Annotated in this window: 18 protein-coding genes; 11 read left to right on the plus strand and 7 right to left on the minus strand. The window is 45.8% G+C overall.

Annotated elements, in window-relative coordinates; translation table 11 throughout:
• The first annotated feature begins 25 nt into the window (after positions 1–25).
• The 7 genes from HF312_07965 (at position 26) to HF312_07995 (ending at position 6525) form a co-directional block, all read left to right on the plus strand.
• A complete protein-coding gene (locus HF312_07965) occupies positions 26–1372 on the plus strand; it encodes a deoxyribodipyrimidine photo-lyase (GenBank protein MCU7520142.1) in 1347 nt (448 codons plus the stop codon).
• Between the two features lie 272 nt (positions 1373–1644).
• Positions 1645–2145: a hypothetical protein gene (locus HF312_07970; GenBank protein MCU7520143.1), complete on the plus strand. Its 501-nt coding sequence runs from the start codon at positions 1645–1647 to the stop codon at positions 2143–2145.
• Between the two features lie 49 nt (positions 2146–2194).
• Complete coding sequence (gene pepT / locus HF312_07975; protein MCU7520144.1) at positions 2195–3445, plus strand: peptidase T; 1251 nt, start codon at positions 2195–2197, stop codon at positions 3443–3445.
• Between the two features lie 159 nt (positions 3446–3604).
• Positions 3605–4456: a cation transporter gene (locus HF312_07980; protein MCU7520145.1), complete on the plus strand. Its 852-nt coding sequence runs from the start codon at positions 3605–3607 to the stop codon at positions 4454–4456.
• A gap of 48 nt (positions 4457–4504) precedes the next feature.
• Complete coding sequence (locus HF312_07985; GenBank protein ID MCU7520146.1) at positions 4505–5443, plus strand: serine hydrolase; 939 nt, start codon at positions 4505–4507, stop codon at positions 5441–5443.
• 178 nt (positions 5444–5621) lie between these two features.
• Complete coding sequence (locus HF312_07990) at positions 5622–5783, plus strand: hypothetical protein (protein ID MCU7520147.1); 162 nt, start codon at positions 5622–5624, stop codon at positions 5781–5783.
• 250 nt (positions 5784–6033) lie between these two features.
• Positions 6034–6525, plus strand: coding sequence for a hypothetical protein (locus tag HF312_07995; protein MCU7520148.1), 492 nt, complete (start codon positions 6034–6036; stop codon positions 6523–6525).
• 456 nt (positions 6526–6981) lie between these two features.
• Here HF312_07995 and HF312_08000 read toward each other — a convergent pair whose 3' ends face one another.
• A complete protein-coding gene (locus HF312_08000) occupies positions 6982–10350 on the minus strand; it encodes a hypothetical protein (protein ID MCU7520149.1) in 3369 nt (1122 codons plus the stop codon).
• 103 nt (positions 10351–10453) lie between these two features.
• A complete protein-coding gene (locus tag HF312_08005) occupies positions 10454–11122 on the minus strand; it encodes a DUF4159 domain-containing protein (protein ID MCU7520150.1) in 669 nt (222 codons plus the stop codon).
• A 159-nt stretch (positions 11123–11281) separates the two neighbouring features.
• Here HF312_08005 and HF312_08010 point away from each other — a divergent pair, with 159 nt between their 5' ends.
• The gene (locus HF312_08010; protein MCU7520151.1) at positions 11282–12574 is read left to right on the plus strand and encodes a sodium:proton antiporter; all 1293 of its coding nucleotides are present in this window, start codon (positions 11282–11284) and stop codon (positions 12572–12574) included.
• Between the two features lie 258 nt (positions 12575–12832).
• On the opposite strand, the gene HF312_08015 is transcribed toward HF312_08010, so the two are convergent.
• Both HF312_08015 and HF312_08020 read right to left on the minus strand, forming a co-directional pair.
• Positions 12833–13228, minus strand: a complete 396-nt coding sequence (locus HF312_08015) for a hypothetical protein (GenBank protein ID MCU7520152.1) — start codon at positions 13226–13228, stop codon at positions 12833–12835.
• Positions 13225–14367, minus strand: a complete 1143-nt coding sequence (locus HF312_08020) for a 4-phosphoerythronate dehydrogenase (GenBank protein MCU7520153.1) — start codon at positions 14365–14367, stop codon at positions 13225–13227. Before HF312_08020 ends, HF312_08015 begins: the two co-directional genes overlap by 4 nt.
• Positions 14368–14541: 174 nt before the next feature.
• Between HF312_08020 and HF312_08025 the strand changes: the two genes are divergently transcribed.
• The 3 genes from HF312_08025 (at position 14542) to HF312_08035 (ending at position 20169) form a co-directional block, all read left to right on the plus strand.
• The gene (locus HF312_08025) at positions 14542–16230 is read left to right on the plus strand and encodes a hypothetical protein (protein ID MCU7520154.1); all 1689 of its coding nucleotides are present in this window, start codon (positions 14542–14544) and stop codon (positions 16228–16230) included.
• A gap of 194 nt (positions 16231–16424) precedes the next feature.
• Positions 16425–19658 carry a T9SS type A sorting domain-containing protein gene (locus HF312_08030; protein MCU7520155.1) on the plus strand — a complete coding sequence of 1078 codons (3234 nt, stop codon included), beginning with the start codon at positions 16425–16427 and terminating at the stop codon, positions 19656–19658.
• A gap of 4 nt (positions 19659–19662) precedes the next feature.
• Positions 19663–20169, plus strand: coding sequence for a hypothetical protein (locus tag HF312_08035; GenBank protein MCU7520156.1), 507 nt, complete (start codon positions 19663–19665; stop codon positions 20167–20169).
• A gap of 196 nt (positions 20170–20365) precedes the next feature.
• Here the strand turns inward: HF312_08035 and paaZ are convergent, their stop codons facing one another.
• The 3 genes from paaZ to pcaF are packed head-to-tail and all read right to left on the minus strand — an operon-like array spanning position 20366 to position 24244.
• On the minus strand, positions 20366–22417 hold the full coding sequence (paaZ, locus tag HF312_08040; protein ID MCU7520157.1) for a phenylacetic acid degradation bifunctional protein PaaZ: 2052 nt from the start codon (positions 22415–22417) through the stop codon (positions 20366–20368).
• Between the two features lie 2 nt (positions 22418–22419).
• Entirely contained in the window at positions 22420–23016 is a 597-nt protein-coding gene (locus tag HF312_08045; protein MCU7520158.1) for a gamma carbonic anhydrase family protein, read from the minus strand.
• 10 nt (positions 23017–23026) lie between these two features.
• A complete protein-coding gene (gene pcaF, locus HF312_08050; GenBank protein ID MCU7520159.1) occupies positions 23027–24244 on the minus strand; it encodes a 3-oxoadipyl-CoA thiolase in 1218 nt (405 codons plus the stop codon).
• Positions 24245–24251: the final 7 nt, after the last annotated feature.

A 24251-nucleotide genomic window follows, 5' to 3' on the forward strand; every position in this document is an offset into this window, starting at 1 on the left:
GATTCCGGAACCAGCGGTAAATAATATGAACCTAAAAAGGGTAAGAGTATTAAAAGAGGGTACAAATAAGCCTGGTGCGGTAATATACTGGATGAGCCGCGACCAGAGAGTTTATGACAACTGGGCCTTTATTTTTGCCCAGGAACTGGCCTTAAAGCAGAAGCGCCCCTTGGCCGTTGTCTTCTGCCTTGTGCCGGCGTTCCTTGATGCGGCATACAGGCAGTATGCATTTATGCTTAAGGGATTAAAGGAGGCTGAAAATGAACTCAGGCTTTATAACGTCCCTTTTCACATACTGACGGGGGAGCCAAAGGACGTGCTGGTAAAATTCATATCTAAAATGAATGCTGCAGCCGTCGTTACCGACTTTGATCCTTTGAGGATAAAAAGAAAGTGGAAAAATGAAGTGGCATCAAAGACAGACGTTCACATCTATGAAGTCGATGCGCACAATATTGTCCCCTGCTGGGTCGCCTCCACTAAGCAGGAATTTGCGGCATACACTTTCCGCCCCAAAATCAACCGGCATCTGGCAGAATTTCTTGAGGATTTTCCTCTCCCCGTAAAAATGCCTGAGAACACATTCCCCATGCAGAAGGAAATTGACTGGAGTAAAATTGAAAAGTCGCTGAAAATAGATTACAGCGTAAAGGAGGCTGACTGGCTTACGCCGGGAGAAGGTGAGGCTTTAAGAACACTGAACGTTTTTATTGAAACAAAGGCCGCGCTTTATACCGAAGAGAGGAATAACCCTAATAAAAACGTGCAGTCGAACCTTTCGCCATACCTGCACTTCGGGCAGATTGCCTCTCAAAGGGTCGCACTTAATATGGGAAGCTTTGTTACAAATCCCGGCATAACGGAGGCTTTCTTAGAGGAATTGATAGTAAGAAAAGAGCTTGCCGATAATTTCTGCTGCTACAATGAAAATTACGATTCGTTTGATGGATTTCCCGAATGGGCGAAGTATACCCTGAACGAGCACAGGGCAGACCCCAGGGAGTGCATATATTCACTTGAGGAATTTGAAAAAGCTCACACGCACGACAATCTCTGGAATGCCGCACAGATAGAAATGGTAACTACGGGCAAGATGCACGGATACCTCCGTATGTACTGGGCAAAAAAGATCCTCGAATGGACCACGGGTCCTGAAGAGGCAATGAAGATAGCTGTTTATCTTAATGATAAATATTCGCTCGACGGCCGCGACCCGAACGGCTACACGGGAATTGCGTGGTCCATCGGAGGCGTGCACGACCGCGGCTGGGGAGAACGGAAAGTCTACGGCAAAATCCGCTACATGAGCCAGTACGGCTGCCGCAGAAAGTTCGACGCCAAAAGCTACATCAACAAATATCTCGGGGAATAATAGTTCACGACTGAATTGCCACGAGCTTCAGCTCGTGGACTAGGGAACAAAAAAATTTTGGGCTTTAGCCCCCGATCCTCCGTGAAGAATCTGGGGCTAAAGCCCCGGGGGAGAGAGAATCGCCTTTCCACGATCATCCGCGGACGATCGTGGCTATTCATAAAAAGAATCCGTCTCACAATCTCCCCATCCTTTTTAAATTCCTTTTTGTTAAAATTAGTTTATTTTATAATTTTGTTTAATATTTAATATTCATAGAGAGGGAGGATAAAATGTACTATAGGATCTCTGATTTCCAGAAGGACTGGCAGTTTGAACTCGAATCTACCGTAAAGGTTTTTAAGAATCTTACCGACGCTTCATTAAACCAGGAAGTAGTGCCGGAAGGGCGCACGCTCGGATTTATTGCATGGCATATTACTCTGTCCATAGGCGAAATGATGCAAAGAACAGGGCTCACAGTCGATTGCCCTCCCGAGGACGCTCCAATGCCCGGAACTGCTCAGGAGATCTGCAGCGTTTATGAAAAGGCCGCAAAGTCTCTCCTGGACCAGGTTACTTCAAACTGGACGGATGAATCCCTCCTTATAGAAGACGATATGTACGGCGAGAAATGGGCACGCGGCAATACGGTTTCTGCCCTCAGCGCTCACCAGATCCACCACCGCGGGCAGATGACCATCCTAATGCGCCAGGCGGGGCTTAAGGTTCCCGGCGTATACGGACCCTCAAAAGAGGAATGGGCACAGATCGGAATGCCGGCTGCTAAATAAACCGTACTAAAATAAAAAAGAATTTTCTTAATAAACTTAAGAGGCTGTAATGTTTGATCCAAATTATAAGTTTACCTGCGTGGAAAGATTTTTGCGTTACGTTAAGTACGATACGCAGTCCGACGAGGAATCCACAACTTTTCCAAGCACCGCTAAACAGCTCATACTTCTGCGCGACCTGGCAAAAGAGCTTAAGGATATGGGCCTTGAAGATGCTCACGTCGATGAGCACGGCTATGTAATTGCAACGCTTCCTTCTAATACCAGTAAGGATGTACCCGTAATCGGCTTTATTGCGCACGTCGATACTTCACCTGCCGTTTCGGGCTACAACGTAAACCCTGTAATAAACAGGAACTATCAGGGCGGCGATATCGTGCTGTCAAAAGATAACTCGCAGGTAATTGAAGTCGAGAAAAACCCCGACCTTAAAAATATGACCGGGTACGATATTATTACTACAGACGGCACTACGCTCCTCGGAGCCGACAATAAGGCCGGAGTATCCGAAATCATGGACGCTATAAATTATTTCCTTTCTCATCCTGAAGAGAAGCACGGCACAATTAAAATATGCTTTACACCCGACGAGGAAGTTGGACGCGGCACCGAAAAGTTCAACGTCGAAAAGTTCGGCGCAAAGTACGCCTATACGGTCGACGGCTCTTCCAGAGGCGAAGTTGAAATTGAAACCTTCAGCGCCGATGCCGTTGTGGTTAAGTTCTTCGGGAAGAATATCCACCCCGGATACGCCAAGGGCAAAATGGTCAACTCAATGAAGGTTGCCTCTTACTTCGTAAACAGCCTGCCCAAGGACACTCTTTCTCCTGAAACAACTGAGAAAAGGGAAGGCTTCGTACACCCTACGTCATTAAACGGCAACGAGGAACTGACTACTGTAAAATTCATCATACGCGACTTTGTTACCGAAAAGCTGAAAGAATATGAAGACACGGTTAAGGACCTGGCACAGAAGGCTGTTGCACAGTTCCCCGGTTCACGCATGGATTTTGAGGTAATCGAGCAGTACAGAAATATGAAGTATGTTCTCGATAAGCACCCGCAGGTGGCTGAATATGCGGTCGAAGCCCTTAAGAGGCTCGATATTGAACCTATCATGTCCCCGATCCGCGGCGGCACGGATGGTTCACGCCTTTCATATATGGGGCTTCCTACGCCGAATATATTTGCAGGCGAACACAGCTTCCACAGCCAGCTCGAATGGGTTGCAATTCAGGATATGGAAATCTCAGTCAAGAATATCGTAACCATTGCACAGGTGTGGGAAGAGAAGTCTTAAAATAAAATGTAACAGCAGGAAAGAACTTTATTTTCTTAAGCTGCATTTTATTAATGAGCGTATTTTGTTATCTTAAAACCCGGCTTTATGCCGGGTTTTGAATATTAGCCTTAAAGGTATTAATTTCCGGAATAGAAATTAGAATACAGGTTTTATTTTATGGCCGATCCCCTTAAAAAAGCTACAACGCTGGCTCTTTTTCTGAATATCATACTTTTTCTCATGAAGCTGACGGTGGGAATTATATCCAATTCACTTACGGTTATATCCGAGGCGGTGAATTCTTCTACTGATATAATATCTTCACTTGCAATTAAGTACAGCGTCAGGATATCATCCATGAAGCCCGATGATCAGCATCAGTTCGGCCATACTGCCGCACAGCCTATTGCAACATTTATAGTTGCAGTCTTTGCGGGCGTCCTGGGTCTGGATATTGTGCAGGAGTCGGTCAAAAGAATTATTACCCCGGCGGACATCAATATCTCACTTCCTGTCTACCTGGTCCTGGGCGTTACAATTGTGGTTAAACTTATAATGAACCGCTACCAGGTATACGTCGGGAAAAAGTATAACTCAACTGCCGTGCGCGCGCAGGCCGTGGACTCCATTAACGACGTAATGGCTTCTTCGCTTGCACTCCTGGGCGTCATCGCTGTTCAGATTGGATATCCCAGGGTTGACGGCATCGGGGGACTATTAGTCGCGTTCTTTATCCTGCGCTCGGGTTATGAAATTGCAAAGGAAAATATCGACTACCTTATGGGCAAGGCCGCCGATCAAAACCTGATCATGGAAATTACCAGCCGCGCACTGAAAGTCGGTGGCGTTGAAGGCCTGAACGACCTGAGGTCACACTACGTCGGCGATAAGTTTCACATTGAAATTCATATAGAGGTAAAAAGATCCGTCAGCACAAAAGAATCCCACGACATCGGTAAAGAGGTTCAGTATGCAATTGAAGCCCTTCCCGAGGTAAGAAAAGTCTTCGTGCATATAGACCCGGTATAAAACACAAAATACATTTTATAAAATTATTTGAAAAATTGAGGAGCAGGCATGAAAAAAGCCTTTTTGTTCGTTTTATTCCTTTTCTTCCACCAGGCCTACGGACAGAATATACCGGCCTACTACACATTGGATAAAGATCTTTCAAAATCGCTTCAGGAAATAGTGAACTCACTCGGCCTGAATAAGGATTTTAACGTTGGTGAGGATGGCCTGGAACAGATCTCATTTGCCGTAATAGACCTCAACGGTCCCAAACCCGTGATCGGTGGTGTGAACATGGATAACTTTATTTATCCTGCCAGCGTTTATAAGATGTATGTGGCGGCACAGGTGCTTGCGCAGGTAAGCGAAGGGAAGCATTCACTGCTCGAACCCTACGTTGTCAAGGCTCCCAATGATGTAGACAGCAGGACCGAGCTTAAAGATCCGCGTCCGGTTATAAAAGAAGGCGACACCCTGACAATCAATTACCTTCTGGATCTTATGATCACAAGAAGCGACAACTCGGCCGCCAACTGCATGATTGATATTGCAGGCCGTCCCGCTATCAACGATATGATGCACCGCTATGGCTGGCAGGGAAGCGAAGTAACACGCAAGTTCTTAAAAAGGAAATTTGAGGACCCGGGCTACGATACCGTGCGCAGCACAATGACATGTGCACTCCACGGGGCCGATTTTATGTACAGGATCTACACCAATGATATGATTAATCCCTGGGTGAGCATGCAGCTTAAGACATTCTTAGGGCGTCAGCTGGATAAGTCCAAACTCTTCGCGGGATTGCCGCCGAACGTAATGTATTACAACAAGACCGGCTGGTTCAGCTACTGGACAAACGATGTGGGCATTGTTGATGATGGAAAGATAAGATACATAATTTCGTGCTTCATGCCGCTTACAGAAGACGAGGCAGGACCCAAGATGAAAGAGATCTCCGCGCGCGTCTACAAACTGATATCCGAGCGCCACAAAAAGCAGTCATAATTTACCATTTCGGTAGGGGCGCACGGCGGTGCGCCCTTCGTTAAATCATCCCGCACATAAAAAACAATATTTTTCCGCTGTGATTTTTCCCCTTTCCTTTTTCCAGGAAAATTTTATTATTAAATAAAGAGTGGATCCCGCCGGAGAACGATAATAAAACAAAGTAAGGGAGGGGAGCATGTTGTACATATTCCTGTACCTGGCCGTATTTGTATTATGGGTAGTAATTGAGATGGTAACTGCGCCGAAAGGGTATGAAGATGAAAACGGGTTCCACTACGGAACACCGCCGGCAAGCGACCTGAAAAGGGAACTCCGAAGAAGCATTAATCTCAACTGACATTGAACAAAACCAAAAAAGGCTGTCCTGAAAGCAATTCGGGGCAGCCTTTTTTGTTAATCTCCCCATCCCGACTGAATCTTTTGGCATCAACCCATTTACAAATTGTTTTTGCTTTAAAGCCGCTGACCGCGGCATCTGGATATAACAGCTTCAGGAATTATGCATCGCTATTTTTTTAATTCCATGATTGCACTATTTTTACACCTAAAATTGCTGCCTTATATGGAAACGTTAAGAGGGAAACATAATGCTCTTAAGAATTACAAACAAACTCGCCCAAAAGCTGAAGGAAATGCCCCTTCCCGATGAAACCGTGAGCGCGGAATCTCCCCTTGATGAATGGTACGGCAATCTGTTTACATGGAACAGAACACAGTATATTATCTTCACAAACGCTCATTCCCTCTATTCTGTCATTCTCCCCGGGAAGGGAATAAATAATCCCTATAGGCTTGTTCAGGCCGCAGTCATTGCCCTCTCGGAAGCAATGAAACATGAGGGATACGATGATTTCCTGAATATGATTCTTAAATACACTAGCAATATCACTATAAGCAAAACCATCAGCCGGTCAGTCCTGGGATCCATGAACGACATGGTTTTCATTGCCAAAACTTTCCTTTCAGCTGATCCGGAAATGGACCTCTATGAGATTTCGCATAGAATAAATAACACGCCATACAAATACGGCCGGGACTATTCCCATCCTTCAGAAGAAATCAAGAAGCTATTAATTTGATTTGGAACAGTAATATTCATAGAGTCCTCCCTGGAGGACGACTTGTTTGTAGCCCCGGGTGACAAGTCCGCGGCGGCGGACGCCGGAACCCCGGGAACCGAATCCCCCACAACACCCCGGAGCCCCGCAGGTGGCGACACGTAAAAGGGGAATTATTTGGGTAAGATAATTATCTATGCATACCGGTCCATATGTCGCCCTTCCAGGGCTCTGAATTATTTTTGAGACCATTTATTTCTACAGACAATTCACTCCTCCGGAGCTCTGAATTATATTTTTTGAACGTCGCTTTTCTACAGATCGGCCGCAGCCGACTCCTCCGGAGCTCTGAAAAGGGGTGGGGATCATTCTCTGCTACAAACAATTCACATCTCCGATGCTCTGAATAATTGGACTTCATCCAATAAAAAAGCCCTTCAAAAGAAGGGCTCATCTTAAAAACTAATCTGCTAAACTTTACCTGTTCCCGTCTTTCTGCAAAGCTTCGTAATACTTTCTGATCAGACTTTCGTAATCCTTGGAATATCCTTCCTGGACTGCTCTCATCAGTTCGTCTTTCAGGCGGTTCCTCGATTTCTGCAGGTTCAATTCCGCTGCCGACTGATGCGCTATTTCTTTGCCGGAATTAGACTCCCTTTCTTTTTCAAAGTCGCGGTCGTTAATCGACCTCTGCGCATCCAATAGCTTGGATAATATCCTTTCCTGCTTCTGTATTACTTCGTCATTTAACTTCTGCGTCTTCATGTCGGAAACAACTTCCTGCATGTCCTTTAGAACATTATCCATGTTTGATGGAAGCTTCTTCGACTGACCCGACATCTTGCTTTCACGGTTTAATTCCTCAAGCGACTTCCTTATCATATCCTGCTGCTGCGCAAGACGCTGCATCATAGCCTGCTGCTGAAGCGAAAGCCCGCCCTGACTCATCTGCTGCGTCATGTTGTTCAGGTTCATCTGCTTCTGCGACATCTGCTGAAGCTGCTGCATCATAGACATCATGCCTGAACCCTGCCCCTGGCCGTTTAACATGTTCTCCATCGACTTCTTTAAGATTTCAGCCGATTCATTAAGCGCGCTCATCGTGCCGCGCTGCTTCTCTGAGGCCGAACTGCCGTTTCGCATCTGTAGATCCCTTAACGACTGCTGCATTCCCTGCTGAGCTTTCCCAAGGGCCTGACCCATCTCGGGTGACAGGGCAAATGTCTTCTGCGAAAGCTTCCCGATCTGACTCATTATCTTGTCCATCCCGCTCTGAAGATTCATCTGGCGCTTTGCACTTTCATTTAATTGCTGGCTGTTCGGATCCATCCTCTGAGTCTGATTTTTTAATTGCTCCTGCTCTTTTGAAAGAGTAAGGAGGTTATCCAGAATTTTCCTCATCTCATTAAATGCCTGACGCTGATTCTGCTGCTGCATCTGCTTCTGCATCTGCTGCATGCGCTGCTTCATCTGCTGCATGTTCTGCGAAAGCTGCTGCTGCTTCTGCTGTGCCTGCTGCTTCTGCCCCTTCTGCAGGTTCTCTGAAGCCTCCTGCGAGAGCTGTTCATTCTGCTGCTTGTCAAATTCCTGCTGCGCCTGCTGCATCTTATCCTTCGGCATATCTTCAAATTCCTGCATCTTCTTCTGCAGCTCATCCATCTTTTTCTCAAGGTCCTTCAGGTCTTCTGTTTCATCCTTCTGCTTGTTTGCCAGATCCTGCTTCTGATTATTATCATTAAGATTGCTCTTCTGTGTTTCCTGCTTCAGGTCCTCGGCCTGCTTGGTCAGATCTTCAGTCCTTTTTAATATCTCATCCATCTTCTGTTCAACCTGGGTCCTCTTTAAGAGCTTAAGGGTCCTTTCAAGGCTTTTCTTGAACATGTCCTCGTCAAACTTCATCTGCTCCATATTCGCCTGAACATTATCACGGTTCATCTGCTGCAAGGCCTGCTGAAGTTTTTCCATCGCTTTTTTCATCTCGTCACTGCTCAGGCGCTGAAAAAGGTCCTGCAGCTCCATGTATTTCTGCAGGGTCTCCTTGGAAAGGAGGTTGTTCTGCTGCATGTCGTTCTGCATTTTTGCCAGGTCTTTTCTTATGTCGTCAACCTTGTGCTCCAGCTCGTCAAATTTCTGAAGCGCCTTTTCAACCCTTTCCTTCTCCTGCCATGAGATGTCCTTCTTGTCCTGCTTTAAGTCCTGGCTCATCTTCTCCAGGTTTTCCTTCAGCTTCTGGGCATCGGTGAGGGTTTCATTTAATCTTTTTTCCGCCGACTCCTGTGTGTTGTCCGCCTGCTTGAAGAGTTCGTCAAGTGAAGGCACCCTTACGTTAAAGAGCCCGGTCTTGGAAGACTTGGGTCCGCTTACGTTGTCATTGTCATAAACTTCAATATAATACGTTACCACGTCCTGTGCTTTAAGCTTTAATGGGGAGAGGTTCCAGACGTAATTTACGTCCTGCTCTTTCTGGCCTCTTTGTATCGGAATATCAACGTTTGAAAATACATCCGTAGGTTTCTGAACCTTGGATGCGCTCAGGCGGTAGTGTATAACGAGCCTCGTGAAGCCGAAGTCGTCGCTTATTCTTATTAAAAGCGGCACGCGGTCGTCTTCATTAAGTGTAACGTCTTTATTTGGCGTAATAAATTCTATAGCGGGATAATTATCCGTAAGCGCCTTAATTGAAAAGCTTATCGGGTTGTCGTTATTATGCCCGTCAAGGTCTGTAAGCTGTATGGAATAACTGACATCCTTCTTTATTCTGTAATAACCGAATGCGTTGCGTCCGTTTACTGAAAGGGGAGCCTCGGTGGAATCCGTAAAGACAAGCTTTGCCTTTTTAAGATCCTTGGTTGAAAGAATGTCGAACTTGATCTGGCTTCCCATTAAAGATGTTACGTTGCCGTTATCCTTCTGCTCAACCGTCTGCCCTCCGGAGTAAGAAGGAGGCGTCACGGTGACGTCCATCGACCTTATAATAGGCTTATCGACTACAGTAATATTAAACTGCCTGCTTTGAACGTCTTCGGCAGAAACGAAATATGCAAAGGAGCTTCTGACGGCTGGAATTTCAAAGTAATAATTTCCCGATGAATCGGCATGCAGCTCTTTTTCTTCAAACTCGGCCTGTTCAACGTACTTAACTGCAAGCGTTACATCCTTTGGTTTGGGACCGAAAACCTTAATTCTTATCTTAACGTCTTCTCCCTTTGTTACCTCGGAGTCCCCGGGCTTAACGTCAAAAGTAAACTTTGCCGGCGGAATAAATTCACTTCCGAAATTTATAAGCCTGTATGAGGCAGCCCTGAGTGATGAAAATGTCGTGAATAGAATTGCCGCAGCAAGCACTGCAGCTGATAGATAGCGGAACATCTTTCTTGCCTTTGTAAAGCTGACGGCTTCGTTGAAATTAACCGATTTGGTTTTAAGATATACCTGCTGAAAAGCTGCGTCGGCAAGGTTCTGCGAGTAATACCTTCCGCCGCCGTTTTCCTTAACCTGTATGAGCTGCATGGCGTTAAGAAGCTCATCCTTAATTGAAGGGAAGAAGTTTCCAACCTTGCGCGCCGTTTCATTATAATCCGGACGGCTGAAAATGTTAAGGTATTTAGAAAACGGGTAAAGAAAAAGATATCCGAACGATCCTATTGAAGCTATAAGGAATATGAGGAAGAATGCCGTTCTTACGGCAGAGGAAAAGTTTCCCGCCGCTTCAAGAATTGACAATATCAGATACAGGGAAACCGCAATAATCAGCGTAAATGCCAGCCCGGCAAGGCTTAAATTGGCGTATTCCCGTTTCGAAAGCTTGTCAAATCTATTTAATATTTCTTTGTAATATGAATTCATAGTTCAGTTCAAAATAAAAAGTCGTAACAATCAAAATATCCGCATGAATAATCTATCTCAGCAGGGACAAATCATCACTTTTCCGGAAACCAGACACAAAAAATTAGTGTGAAAGTGCCCAGACCACCAGGTTCGTGCCGAAGCGTAATGCTTCATCCCTCTTTGCCGGGGGATCGTTATGCACTTCGGGGTCGGCCCAGCCGTCCGAGGGGTTGCTTTCATATGTATAATAAACAGCCAGGCGCTCGTTAAGAAAGATTCCAAAACCCTGCGGGGCTTTCCCGTCGTGCTCATGGGTTTTCGGAACTCCTGCCGGGAAATCGTAAAAACAGTGGTAAAGCCCGTAGCTGAAGGGTAGTTCCACCAGATTCTTATCGGGGAAAACCCTTTTTATCTCTCTTCTGAAAGCCTTATCCAGCCCGTAATCGTCATCCACGTACAAAAAACCGCCGTTTTCAAGATAAGTTCTCAGCCTTGTAACCTCGTTATCGGAAAGGACAATATTTCCATGCCCGGTCAGATAAAGGAAAGGATATGAAAAAATATCATCGCTGTTCAGATCCACAAAAACATAATCTGCCTTAACTTTTATGTTCGTATGCTCGCTGACATACTTAAGCAGATTTACCTCTTCCGAGGGGTCGTTGTACCAGTCGCCCCCGCCATTATACTTGACGCGTGCAATCTGAAAAGCCGGCTCGTTCTGTGCAAAGATATCCGTATTAACTGCAGCAAGAATAATTAGAATTTTAACTAAAAATCGTAAATTCATAAAAAATAATATATCCAGTAATGCCGTGAATATCAATTTAATAAATCGGTCCGTTAATGTTTTAAAGCCCGGAATTAATAAAGTTCCTGTTTTCTAATTAGTATTTATTTCTTAGTTTTTCCATGATCTTTAACAAAATTTAGGATTCCGGGATATTTTATGGAAACAGCCGAACTGCAGGTGCCTCTGATAAGCCTTCTTCCTTTTGTCCTTATGCTGGCTTCAATTGCCCTATTTCCCCTTTTTATGAACCATTTCTGGGAGAAAAACAGGAATAAGCTTATTATTGCTTTAATATTAAGCCTCCCCATTGTGGTTTATCTCATCGGGGCGGGGGCTTATGTAAAACTTCTTGAGACGATAATTTTTGACTATGTGCCCTTTATTATTCTCCTGGGCTCCCTTTTTGCAATTACAGGGGGAATTTACCTGACAGGGGATATTGAGGCAAAGCCCGGCATAAATACACTCTTTCTTGCAATTGGCGCCGTCCTGGCCTCATTTATGGGTACTACGGGCGCTGCAATGCTCCTGATACGCCCTGTAATTCAGACCAATAAGGAAAGGGAGTATAAAGTACATACTATTTTGTTTTTTATAGGCATTGTTGCCAACTGCGGCGGGCTTCTTACCCCCCTTGGCGATCCTCCCTTATTTATGATGTACTTAAGGGGAGCTTCCTTCTCCTGGTTCTTTACACTTTTCCCGGAATGGCTCGTTACCAACATCCTTCTTTTAATTATCTACTATTTTGTGGATTCTTACTACCATAAGAAAGAAAAGCCGGAACGGGTTAAGCTCGACAGGACGAACATAAGACCGATCAAAATCCAGGGGAAGCTCAACTTTATCTGGCTTCTGGGTGTGGTGCTGGCCGTTGCCTTTATTAACGAGCAGTATATTGGGCTCATTAATACACACGCCCATTTAAGGTTCTTAAGGGAAGCTGCAATACTTCTTATGGTGCTCCTTTCACTTCTTTTTACCCCGCGCCTTATAAGAGTATCCAACAACTTTACGTGGGAACCGATTAAGGAGGTGGCCTATTTATTCCTGGGCATATTTATAACAATGGTACCATGCCTTCTCTACCTGCAGGAAAATGCAAAGCACCTGGGTGTAAATGCCCCCATGCATTTCTACTACGCCTCCGGGGCTCTAAGCAGCGTGCTGGATAATACCCCGACGGCAGTTACTTTTCATTCTTTGGCTCTGGGACTCGGGCAAATCCCCGAAATTGCGGGAATTCCATCTGCCCTCTTGAGGGCTATATGCATCGGCGCGGTCTTCTTCGGAAGCCTGACCTATATAGGAAACGGCCCCAACTTTATGGTTAAATCGGTTGCAGAGGAAAACAACATTAAAATGCCCGACTTCTTCAGCTACATTTTTAAGTTTTCAATTATAGTGCTTCTGCCGGTCTTCATAATAATCCAGTGGCTGTTCGTGTAATTATTTAAAATAAAAAAGCAGGCATCTGATAATTCAAATGCCTGCTTTTGTGTAACTTAGAACAATAAGGCGTAAATTATGTAGCCGACTATAAGAAGAAAGCTTACTCCAAGTAGTCCGGCGAGCATATAAAACCCTACATCAGTCGATTTTCCGCTTTTTACGGACTCATCCTGCTGAGCTTTCATATAAAACTCCCATTAAAATAATTGTTAAATCATTTCTTAATTATTTAAATCCGGTTTGGGTGTTTTATATCTATGTGTCCGTAGCAAAGTGAGAGGTCAGGAAAGTCTTTGTCCTTACCTCTTTGGACAGGTTTCCCGGGGAAATTGTGATAAAGTAGCGGAATTTTACCTGCCTGCAGTTGTTGAAAGAGGATATAACGCCGCTGAAAGTCCCGGTTTTTACCGTCTTGTCGAGGCTTCGTGTAAATACCTCTCCCGCATAAGGCAGGTCGCCCGATGAGATAAAAGTATTAAGCTGCTGCGGGACGTTTGTATTTTCCCTCGGTGTAAATGAGAACCGGCTGCTTAAAAACAGGTTAAAAGGCAGGGCAAAGATGAGCATAAGGCAGAGTGCCGCCCTAATCTTCTTAGCTGCAGCTTTCCCATGGAAAAGCTGAATTATGCCGCCCGGACTCTTTTGTTTCATAAACTTACGCTGAACCTGAATGTTTTTAAGACTTCCGCAAATGCCTTGTTATAAGGATTTAATTTTACAGAGTAATTGCTGAACTCGCGCCTGAGCCTGTAATGCTTTCTGAGTTCATCGAAATAGAACCCCTTTTCTTCAGGCAAAAGTTCCGGGATGCGCCTCATATTGCGGTTATCTTCCCGTATATTATACACTTTTGTAAAGACATTAAAAAGGATGCTTTCAATGGATAGACTTCCATCTGCGTCAATAACAGCATCTTCTGTTTCAGGAAAAACAGGCTTGTAGCTCTCATTGCATTTTAAGAAACTGCAGAGGGCATCCCTTATGATAACAGTGCCGTTAACTTTCCCTTCAAGCGAGTAGCCTGCAATGTGGGGCGATGCAAGTGAAGTCTTCTCCAGCAGTCCGGAATTTATTGAAGGCTCATGCTCCCAGACGTCGAGCACAACACTTAAATCTTTGCGTAAATCCAGGAACTCCAAAAGTGCCTTATTGTCAATTACCTGTCCGCGTGAAGCGTTAATAAGTATGGCCCCGGGCTTTATGAGCTTAAGATTCTCCTCATTTAACATGTGGTATGTTTTATCTTCGCCTTCCATATTAAGAGGAACGTGAAAAGTTACAATATCGGCTTTAAGCGCCTCTTCAAGTGAAATAAACTCACCGCTCATGCTCCGGCGCTTAAGAGGAGGGTCGTTCATCAGTACATTCATTCCGAGCGCCTTGCCGTATCGCACAACCCGGCTTCCGATGTTGCCCACGCCTATAACGCCCAGGGTTTTATCCCTTAAGACAATATCTTTTTCCTTTGCGATGGTTAACAGTGCCGTAAAAACATATTCTGCCACGGCATCGGCATTGCACCCTTTGGCGCTTGAAAAAGCAATGCCTTTTTCCCTCAGGTAATCCAAATCCACGTGATCGGTCCCGATTGTAGCCGTACCGACAAACTTAACCGGAGTGTCCTTTAAGAGCCCTTCATTGACATTTGTAATGGACCTTATTACCAGTACATCAGCGTCTTTTAAGGCGCTCCTGTCAATTTTCCTTCCGTGCAGAAGCCTCACTTCGCCAAGCGAAGAGAAAGCTTCCTCTGCAAAAGATATATTTTCATCAACAACTATTCTAAACATACTGCTAAGATTACTGCCCTGATTAAAAAACTAAAAATAGCTAAAGCGCGCTTAACTCCCAAGGGAAAAACTTAAGTCCCGTATAAGGACTTTCCTTTTACTTCGCGATTTGCGTAATTACCTACATAAGTTCAGGGTCTAAAAATGTGTTCTGTCACAAAATGAGAGTTTAATATGATCCGCTTACTGATAATTCTTCTTCCATTACTTTTTTTTACGGGAGACTGTACAACTGAGGTGAACCGCAGGGAGCTTAATGCTCCCCCTGCACAGGTTAACAGCCTTAAGCTTGCGGGTAACTATAAAGAGCTCGTTATTGTGGTCAGCTTTCCCGACCGCGATAACTCATACCCCAGGATTAAGTCAAATGATCAGTTTCCTCTTCTGGGCTCTTTCCCCGACGGAAGGCTGCTGAATGATTACGTAAAATCCAAAGGAGGCTCCATATCTGCCGATGAATGGCATAAGCCCGCCCTTAACCACTATTTTAATTCTCATTCGGGGGGAATGTATAAAGTCGACTTTAATTTCCTGAAACAGAAGGACGGAAAGGCTTACACTACAAAAAGCCCTCTTGCCTCGTGGATAAAAAAGCATAAAGAGGCCGATGACGTCATCTGGGTATTCTGGAATGAAATGGCAAGCGAGGCCGCAGAAAAAATTTATGCAGAGAACCCCAACATCTTCAAGGGCGTTCAGGCAATTCACATGGTATTTACGGGCATCAATAAAAATGAATTTAACACACAGCACGGCGGAACTGTAAGCTGGGATGTAAAGCTTAAAAACAAAAAGGGCATGGTGCTTTACGACGGGCCTATCAGCATACAGCGCGACCTGGGCTCAATAGCTCATGAAAGAATGCACATAATAGGAAGGCTCCACGGCTCACCCAAAGGCTTTACCGGTTTTCCCGACAGGGGATACGACGTTGAGGCAGGGGAGGGGCACTATAATATACTATGGGGATATGACATGATGTATCATAACGCATCAATCCCATCCCAGCATTCACTCTACGGCCTGCCGCCAATAATATCGCATGACCTGATCTATCTCGGCTGGATAAAGCCTGAGGAAATAATAGTGATAAACAAGAACAATTATAAAAATTATGACGAGATAAAACTCTCAGACGTTAACTACCCCCTTACTTCCCAACAGATCACCGGCGGCTATAGAAGAATAGCAAAAGTGATGATAAGGGAAAACTTCATGGGAGGAAAGGATGAATATTTCCTCATAGAATTTCACAACGCAACGGAGTTCGATAAAAACTTTGCAAATTACGATGAGTACCCCAAAGAGGGCTATAACAAGGGAATACTAATATGGCACATCAAGGAGACTAAGGATAACATTAACGTCTTTGGCGATAATCTGATAGATCTTGAAGCGGCTGTGCCTTATAACGGCTTTAATGGCGACCCCGTGCCCGATGACAACTATCCGAGGGACGATTATAAACGCCCCAAAAACTGGAACGGCATGATGGGTGACGACTTTGATTACCTGGACGACGGGAAACAGAAAAATATTGGCGGTAACCACTGGGTCTATGAATATTTGCCCGACGGGGGCCGCTCGGAATGGGAGGTCTCAACCAAAGGAATGACCTGGGGCTGGTATCCTAAGGACCCCTCGCGCTTTCCGCGCCTGCAGAGCATGAGGAGCGACTTCTTTACGGACGAGAAGATAAAAGGCCACAGAAGCGACGAGTTTACAGACGATACGCGCCCTTCCACAAAATCGTGGGGCGGCTACTACGGGGGCAATAAAGATGAGTCCCCGCAGAAAACCGGCATCTCCGTAACCGACATAAAAAGGCACGGCAGTTACATGACGCTTAAGATTACGTATTAACTCCTGACTAGCCGCGGCCTTTTAGGCCGTGGGAAACGGAGCAGAAAAATTCGGCTTTAGCCCCAGACTATCCGTGAAGAATCTTTGATTATAGTCCCGGATCCTTAATTATTAATTCCCCATAAACAGATTTCGTTTTAAAATAAAATGTTTTATCTTGCCCCTGAAATTCGTTAACTCAACAGAGGCATGGAATGAACTTCTCCCCTAATAAGCTAAACGGCAGCCTGATCGTTCTTATCTTATTATCCACACTCATGTATGCTGAAGGCGGTGGGAAAAAACTGAACAAAACTGCGGATCCCGGTACGTGGCCCCACACATATATGAACGTCAATAATATCTCCACCTTAATTTATGCCGACGGCCAGGCGGATATTAACCTCTTGGGCAATTCAGGCTTCGTTTATCCCAAAGGAAGCGGTAAGGCGGCTGTCTATGAATCGGGCTTCCTCTGGGCAGGGAAGATCAACGGGGAGGTCAGGGCTAATGGAAGCTCATACATCTCAGGACTGAAGCCGGGGAAGATCCTCCCGGGCGGAACTCCCGGGGACCCTTCAAAAGCCCGGATGTATAGAGTAAGAAGAGACTATAAGACGGCAGACCTCTCCTCTGAAATAAGCGATAATGAAGGAACTCAAAGCGAGATCAGGGACCGCTACGATAAGGACTGGAAGGAATGGCCGGCTATTGACGGGGCTCCTTATGAAGACGTGGATCACGACGGGCAGTATAACCCTTCCGTAGATATCCCGGGTGAACCGGGTGCCGACGAGACCATCTGGTTCGTTGCCAACGACCTGGACCAGACTACTTCCCGGAACTTCATCGGTTCAAATCCTATCGGAATTGAAATGCAGTGCACGGTATATGCTTTCAGGAACCCGGGTTCTCTGAAAAATATGATCTTCAAAAAATATAAAATCATAAATAAAAGCACTACACCAATTGACAGCATGTATACAATGACATGGGGCGATATGGATATTGGAAATGCATCCGATGACTTTGCCGGCTGCGATACGCTTTTAAATCTGGGATATATATATAATTCCATCAGTAAAGACAACTATTACGCCGAAACTCCGCCTGCCGTCGGCTTTGCATTAATGCAGGGACCCGCTGTAAAAAGCTCGGCCATGGATACGGCATACCTGAATAACAGGAAGATTCCCGGAATGAAAAATCTTCCCATGACCTCAATCGGCTATATATTTAAAAATTCAACAGAGTTCGAAGGGGACATTAGTCTGGGGGACAATTATAGTGACGGCACTTTAAGGCTGTACAACTATATGCAGGGGAAAACCATGAACGGCCGCTACTATCCTGTCCCGGCAGAATTGGGAGGAGGGGAGACCAGGTTCCCGCTTTCAGGAGATCCTGTTGCAAAAACCGGATATCTGGACGGAATGCTTGAGGATGCTGCAGACCGCCGCATTGGCGTAAATTCAGGCCCCTTTACAATGGCTCCCGGCGATACGCAGGAAGTGGTCTTTGCTGAAATTGCCGCCGGCGCGGATCCCGGAGTAAACTATCTTCAGGCGGTAACACTTCTTAAAAACTATGCAGGCTTTGCCCGGGAGTTTTTTAAGGAAAGCAGATCAGGCGTACGTATACTTAGTTCACCTGCTCTTACTGCGGGCGAGTACGACAAGGAAATTGTGCTTAACTGGGGAAGTGACCAGGCTTCTGTAAGTAAAATAGAATCGTTCGATTTTCTTACCCACAAGTTCCAGGGATATAATGTCTATCAGCTACCGTATGCCGGCGCAAAGATAACCGAGGGGAAAAGAATTGCCGTCTTCGACATTATAGACAGCGTGAAAATAATTTACGGCGAAGTGATAAACCGGGAAACCGGCGCCGTCGAGCGCCTGGCACAGCAGTTCGGTAAGGACTCAGGCATACAGAGATACTTAAGGATTACTGAAGACGCATATACAAAGCTTCCTCTTATAAATGGTAAAAAATATTACTTCGCCGTTACGGCATATACCTTTAGCCCGAGCCTCGATCCCGCAAATATTGAGACTGCTCCTTCATATGTGGAAGCAGCTCCCCACAGCAATGACCCGGGAGTTCTTTATTCAGCTTCTATCGGCGATACGCTCAGTGTAAGTCACGTCTCAGGAAAAAGTGACGGAGAGGTACTTCCGCTTGTAGTTGAGCCGGAACTCCTTACAGGTGATGAGTACATGGTAGAATTCGATACATTAAACGGCAAAACCTTGTGGAAGGTTACCAATACTACAAAGAATAAAGTTTTGCTCAGTAACCAGACAGCTCTTGCAGAAAAAGAGGGATACCCGATAGCCGATGGTATTCTCTTTAAGGTGATTGGCCCGGATAGCGGAATGAAACGGGATCTTCCTTACCTTTATAACGGCAAATCAGGCATGGGATGGGTAATCCGTGCAGGTGAACGCTTATTTGTTCAGAATCTCAGCCTGGGCTTAAACCTTGAAGGGTTTGGGGGAGCTATTGGTGCGGGTAAAACGTGGCTCGGATCATCAGCGGGTTATGACAGAATGAAAAATATTCTGATTAAATTTGCCGCGGCTGACACAAACGGAAACGTCAGCTCAAATGATCCCGATGTTTCATACGCATACAGATACCTCATGGGCTCTGACCTTGCCCCTGCAAAAAATGAGTTTGCCGAATTTATAATCAATAAGGCTCCGGGTTTTGCATTCCAGGATTTTAAGAAGAACTTCCCGTTTGCAGCCTACGATATTGAAGATGTTTATAATCCGAGGAGGCTTGCGGTCGGCTACCTTGAAAACAATGCTGCTGAGGGGCTGGTGAATGGCCTATACTGGCCTCCCGTATCCGTTAAGGACAACATAAGCGTAAACAGCCCGAGGGAATGGTTCTTTATTTTTGATACTGACTACAGTGAAACTCCTGAGGCTGCATTGTCGGGCGACATTCATTCCGGCAATATGCCTGTACTTATTCATGCTACTGTAAACAGAAGATATTCAAAGGCCTGGACAGGCGATGATGAGATGATATTACTTGTAAATCATCTTTTTTCACCGGATGATAAATTTACATTTAAGTCCATAGCGCCTGTGTTTGACGGCCAGTCGGCTAAAGCTGACGTGGACAGGATAAATGTTTTTCCTAACCCCTATTACGGCGTCAACTCACAGGAATTAAACCGCTACGAGAGATTTGTAACTTTCAGCCACCTGCCTCAGAAGGCAACAATCAGAATCTTCAACCTGGCAGGACAGCTGGTAAGAACAATCCATAAGGAGTCGCAGGGGCAGTTTGCCACCTGGGATCTCTTAAATGAAAATAATTTCCAGGCTGCAAGCGGCATATATTTGGTTCACATTGATATGCCTGAGCTTGGAAAAACAAAAATACTTAAGCTTGCAGTTATTCAGGAACAGATAATTCCCGAAAGGTATTAACTTTATGCGGACCGAAGAAAAAGAATATACATTTAAAGATGAGTTGATGCACTGGCTTCCTTCAGCCATTATGTTTCCCATCATGGTTTACTGGGTTATTAACAGGGGAGAGTACGGTATAATTGATAATGCCGACCTTGTGATTCATGAGGGAGGCCACCTTATATTTTTTATATTCGGAAGCTTTATTTATACTCTGGGCGGAACCTTGATACAGATGCTGCTCCCGATGCTCATTGCATTTTATTTCTTCAGGAACCAATATAAAACGGGACTCCAGTGCGCACTTCTGTGGCTGGGGCAGAACCTGATCAATATCAGCGTCTATGCCTCAGATGCAAGAGCGCATAAACTCCACCTGCTGGGAGGAAATAAAGTCTATCACGACTGGACGTATATCCTGGGGCATTTGGGAATCCTGGAATTTGACAATGAAGTAGGATATCTCTTCTTCGGCACGGCAATTTTAATTTTTATTGTTGCGCTCATTATTCCAAAATTTATGAGATAAAATATTTACACGGATTCTGAATAGCCACGAGCTTTAGCTTGTGGATTAGCGGTCAAAAAAGATCCGGGCTTTAGCCCCCGATAATCCGGGGGAAAAACTATAATTCCCATACTGAGGATCTGGGGCTAAAGCCCAAATGGGGAAGAGAGCTCCCTGGTCCACGACCTGAAGGTCGTGGCTATTCAGGGAGGAAAATCTAGTCTTTCTTCTCCATCATCTTTACCAGCGTTAATATATCATAAACCGCAACCTTATCATTCGCCTGATTTAATACCTCAACGTGCCACTCAACAATTCCTGCGGGAGTTTCGTCTTCTTTTATTTCTTTTTCCGATTTCCGCTTGCACGTGAGCTTTACATAAATTGTGTCTCCTGCCGCAACAGGCTTTATAAACCTCAGGTTTTCAAGGCCGTAGTTTGCAATTACGGGTCCCGGCGCCGGATGCACAAAGAGTCCCGCCGCGGCCGCAATTATAAAATACCCGTGCACAACCCTCTTCTGAAAGTAAGATTCGTTTGCTGCAACCTCATCCATATGCACATAGAAAAAGTCCCCGCTTACACCGGCAAAATTAACAATGTCCGCCTCCGTTATAGTCCTCCTGTGCGTTGTGAGCGTTTCACCAATTTTAAGCTCTTCAAAATATTTCTGGAACGGATGCACCCGGTCCATAGTTTCTGCGGCTCCTTCCATCCACACGTTTGTAATGTTAGTCAGTGTCGTGGGTGAGCCCTGTAGGGCAACCCTCTGCATGTAATGCTTAACTCCTAAAATTCCGCCAAGCTCCTCGCCTCCGCCGGCACGCCCCGGACCCCCGTGAACAAGCTGAGGCATGGGGGAGCCGTGCCCGGTGGATTCTTTTGCAGAATTGCGGTTTACTACCATTATCCTTCCGTGAAATGGCGCAAGCCCGAAGGTGAGTTCTTTTGCAATATTGTCGTCTGCAGTAAAAACTGACGCTACAAGACTCCCGTGCCCCATGTTCGAAATCTTAATTGCATCGTGCAGCGAAACGTAAGGCATTACCGTGTTTACAGGGCCGAATGCTTCAACTTCATGAGGCTCACTGCATCCTTCGGGATCATTGCAGTAAAGAAGTACAGGATCAAGAAAAGCCCCCTTCTCCTTATCGGCAGTACCAACGAGCTTAAAGTCTTCCGAATACCCGTAAACAATTTCGGTTACTTTACTTAATTCCATTACTTTTTCTTTTACCTTCTTAAGCTGGCTGCGGCTTACAAGAGGCCCCATCTTTACTTCCTCATTTTCCGGGCTGCCTATCTTAACGTCCGCGAGCTTTTTCTTGAGCGCCTTTACAACGTCGGCTACTTTGTTAAGGGGAACTAGCGTGCGCCTTATTGCGGTACACTTCTGTCCTGCCTTAACTGTCATCTCGCGCACCACCTCTTTAATGAAAAGCTCAAACTCAGGCATCTCAAGCGTAACGTCCGGACCAAGGATTGAGCAGTTAATGGAATCTGTTTCCATATTGAAGCGCACGGAATTATTCACAATCGATGGCAGTGTCCTGAGCTTTCTTCCTGTCTGAGCCGATCCTGTAAATGCCACCACGTCCTGGCACGTCAGGTGATCTAACAGGTCGCCCGGATCCCCTGAGATCAGCTGGAGGGAGCCTTCGGGAAAGAATCCCGATTCTATTATCATGCACACCACCTTTTCGGCTAAGAACATCCCTTCAGGCGCCGGTTTGACAATCGAGGGCATCCCGGCAAGAAGAGTGGGCGCAATCTTCTCCAGCATTCCCCAGCAGGGGAAATTGTAAGCATTAATGTGAACGGCAGCGCCCTGCAAAGGAACAAGTATATGCCTTCCAACAAAAGTCCCGTTCTTTGAGATTATTTCAGGCTCTCCTTCCAGCAGGAACTTTTCATTCGGAAGCTCACGCCTGCCTTTGCCTGAATATGTAAAGAAGGTCCCGATTCCGCCGTCAATATCTATCCATGAATCTGTTCTGGTAGCACCAGTAAAAAGGGATAATTTATATAGCTCTTCTTTTCTTTCAAGGAGGTACTTTGCCGTATTTTTTAATACTGCGGCCCTTTCGTGAAAAGTCATCTCCCGGAGATTCGGGCCTCCTACGTTCCTCGCATATTCAAGCATCCCCTTAAAATCCAGCCCTTCGGAACTTATCTCTGCTACTTTCTCTCCTGTAGCCGCATTAAAAAGGTCCTGAGCCTTTCCTTCTGACTTATACCATTTACCCATCGCATAGCTTTCAAGTCTCATCTTTACTTTGTTTCCTTCCAGGTTTTGTATGTTGCCTTCTGTCTGATTCTTTCTTCCGGAATTTCCCTTAAGGGCTCGCATGGACGAAAGGAGCTCTTCATCCTTTGGGGCAGGGCCATGTAGATCCTTGTTCCTTCGGTCTTCCACTCAATCATTTCATCTGTTACATCTTTAATGATCCTGGCGGGGCTTCCCACGGCAAGCTTCCTGTTTGGTATTTTCATCTCTGCGGGCACAAGGCTTAGGGCCCCTATTATGCACTCGTCCCCGATTACGGTATTATCCATTATTACGGAGTTCATTCCGATAAGCGTGTTGCGCCCTATAATGCCCCCATGAATAATTGCGCCGTGTCCTATGTGCGCCATCTCGTGAAGGATTACCGTGGCGCCCGGGAACATATGTATTATGCAGTTCTCCTGGACGTTGCAGCCGTCCTCAATTATTATCTCCCCGAAGTCGCCTCTTATTGCAGCGCCAGGACCAACATATACGTCCCTTCCTATTATCACGTTTCCCATTACCGTAGCATTGGGGTGGATAAATGCGCTTTCGTGTATAACAGGCCGGTAGCCTTCAAATTCAAATATATTGCTCATGATATAAAATCTATAAGTCCATGTTTTCAATAATTACCGCCATTCCCTGGCCCACGCCTACGCACATTGTTGCAAGCGCGTAGCGAAAGCGTTTTTCTTCAAGCTCATACATGGCAGTTGTAACGAGTCTTGCGCCCGACATTCCGAGGGGATGCCCGAGTGCAATGGCGCCGCCGTTGGGGTTAAGCCTTTCGTCATTATCCTCAAGCTTAAGCTCCCTCAGGCATGCAAGCGTCTGAGCGGCAAAGGCCTCGTTAAGTTCAATTACGGAAATTTCATTTAGAGTAAGGCCGCTTCTTTTCAATACCTCCAGTGTAGCCCGGACGGGCCCAATACCCATTATCCCCGGCTCAACGCCTACAACGGCTGAGGCCACAACGCGTGCTTTGGGCTTAAGGTTAAATTCCCTTATCGCGCTTTCTGAGGCCATTAGAATTGCACAGGCGCCGTCATTTATGCCGGAGGAGTTTCCGGCTGTAACCGTACCATTGCCGTCTTTTCTGAAGGCAGGCTTAAGCCTGGATAAAATCTCTGTTGTTGTATCAGGCTTTATAAATTCATCACTGCTGAACATTACAGGCGCGCCCTTTAGCTGCGGAATTTCTACTTCTGTAATTTCTTTCCTGAAGCGCCCTTTTTCCCGGGCTTCAGATGCCTTCGTCTGCGAGCGGCAGGCAAAAAGGTCCTGGTCCTCGCGGCTGATTGAATATATTTCAGCCAGGTTCTCTGCGGTCTCACCCATGGACTCTGTGCCGTACAGCTCTTTCATCTTAGGGTTTACGAACCTCCAGCCCAGGCTCGTATCATAAATTTCCGCGCGGCCCGAGAAGGGAGTAGGGGACTTTGAAAGAACGAAAGGTGCCCTGGTCATATTCTCCACGCCGCCGGCAATATAAAGGTCCCCGTCTCCTAAACGTATTGCGCGCGAAGCCTCAACTAAAGCGCTCATGCCTGAGGCACACAGCCGGTTTACAGTCTCGCCCGGCACGGTGTAGGGAAGCCCTGCCAAAAGAAGCGCCATACGGGCAACGTTCCTGTTGTCTTCACCCGCCTGGTTGGCGCACCCCATTATAACGTCGTTAATGCGCGCATAATCAATTCCGGGATTCCGTTCTGTAATTTTTATAATTACGTGCGCGGCCATATCGTCTGCCCTTACGCTGGAAAGGCTTCCGGCATGTTTTCCAATCGGCGTCCTGATGCCGTCAATTATATATGCTTCTTTGATAAATTGT

The sequence above is a fragment of the Ignavibacteria bacterium genome, assembly GCA_025612375.1.
Taxonomy (GTDB): domain Bacteria; phylum Bacteroidota; class Ignavibacteria; order Ignavibacteriales; family SURF-24; genus JAAXKN01.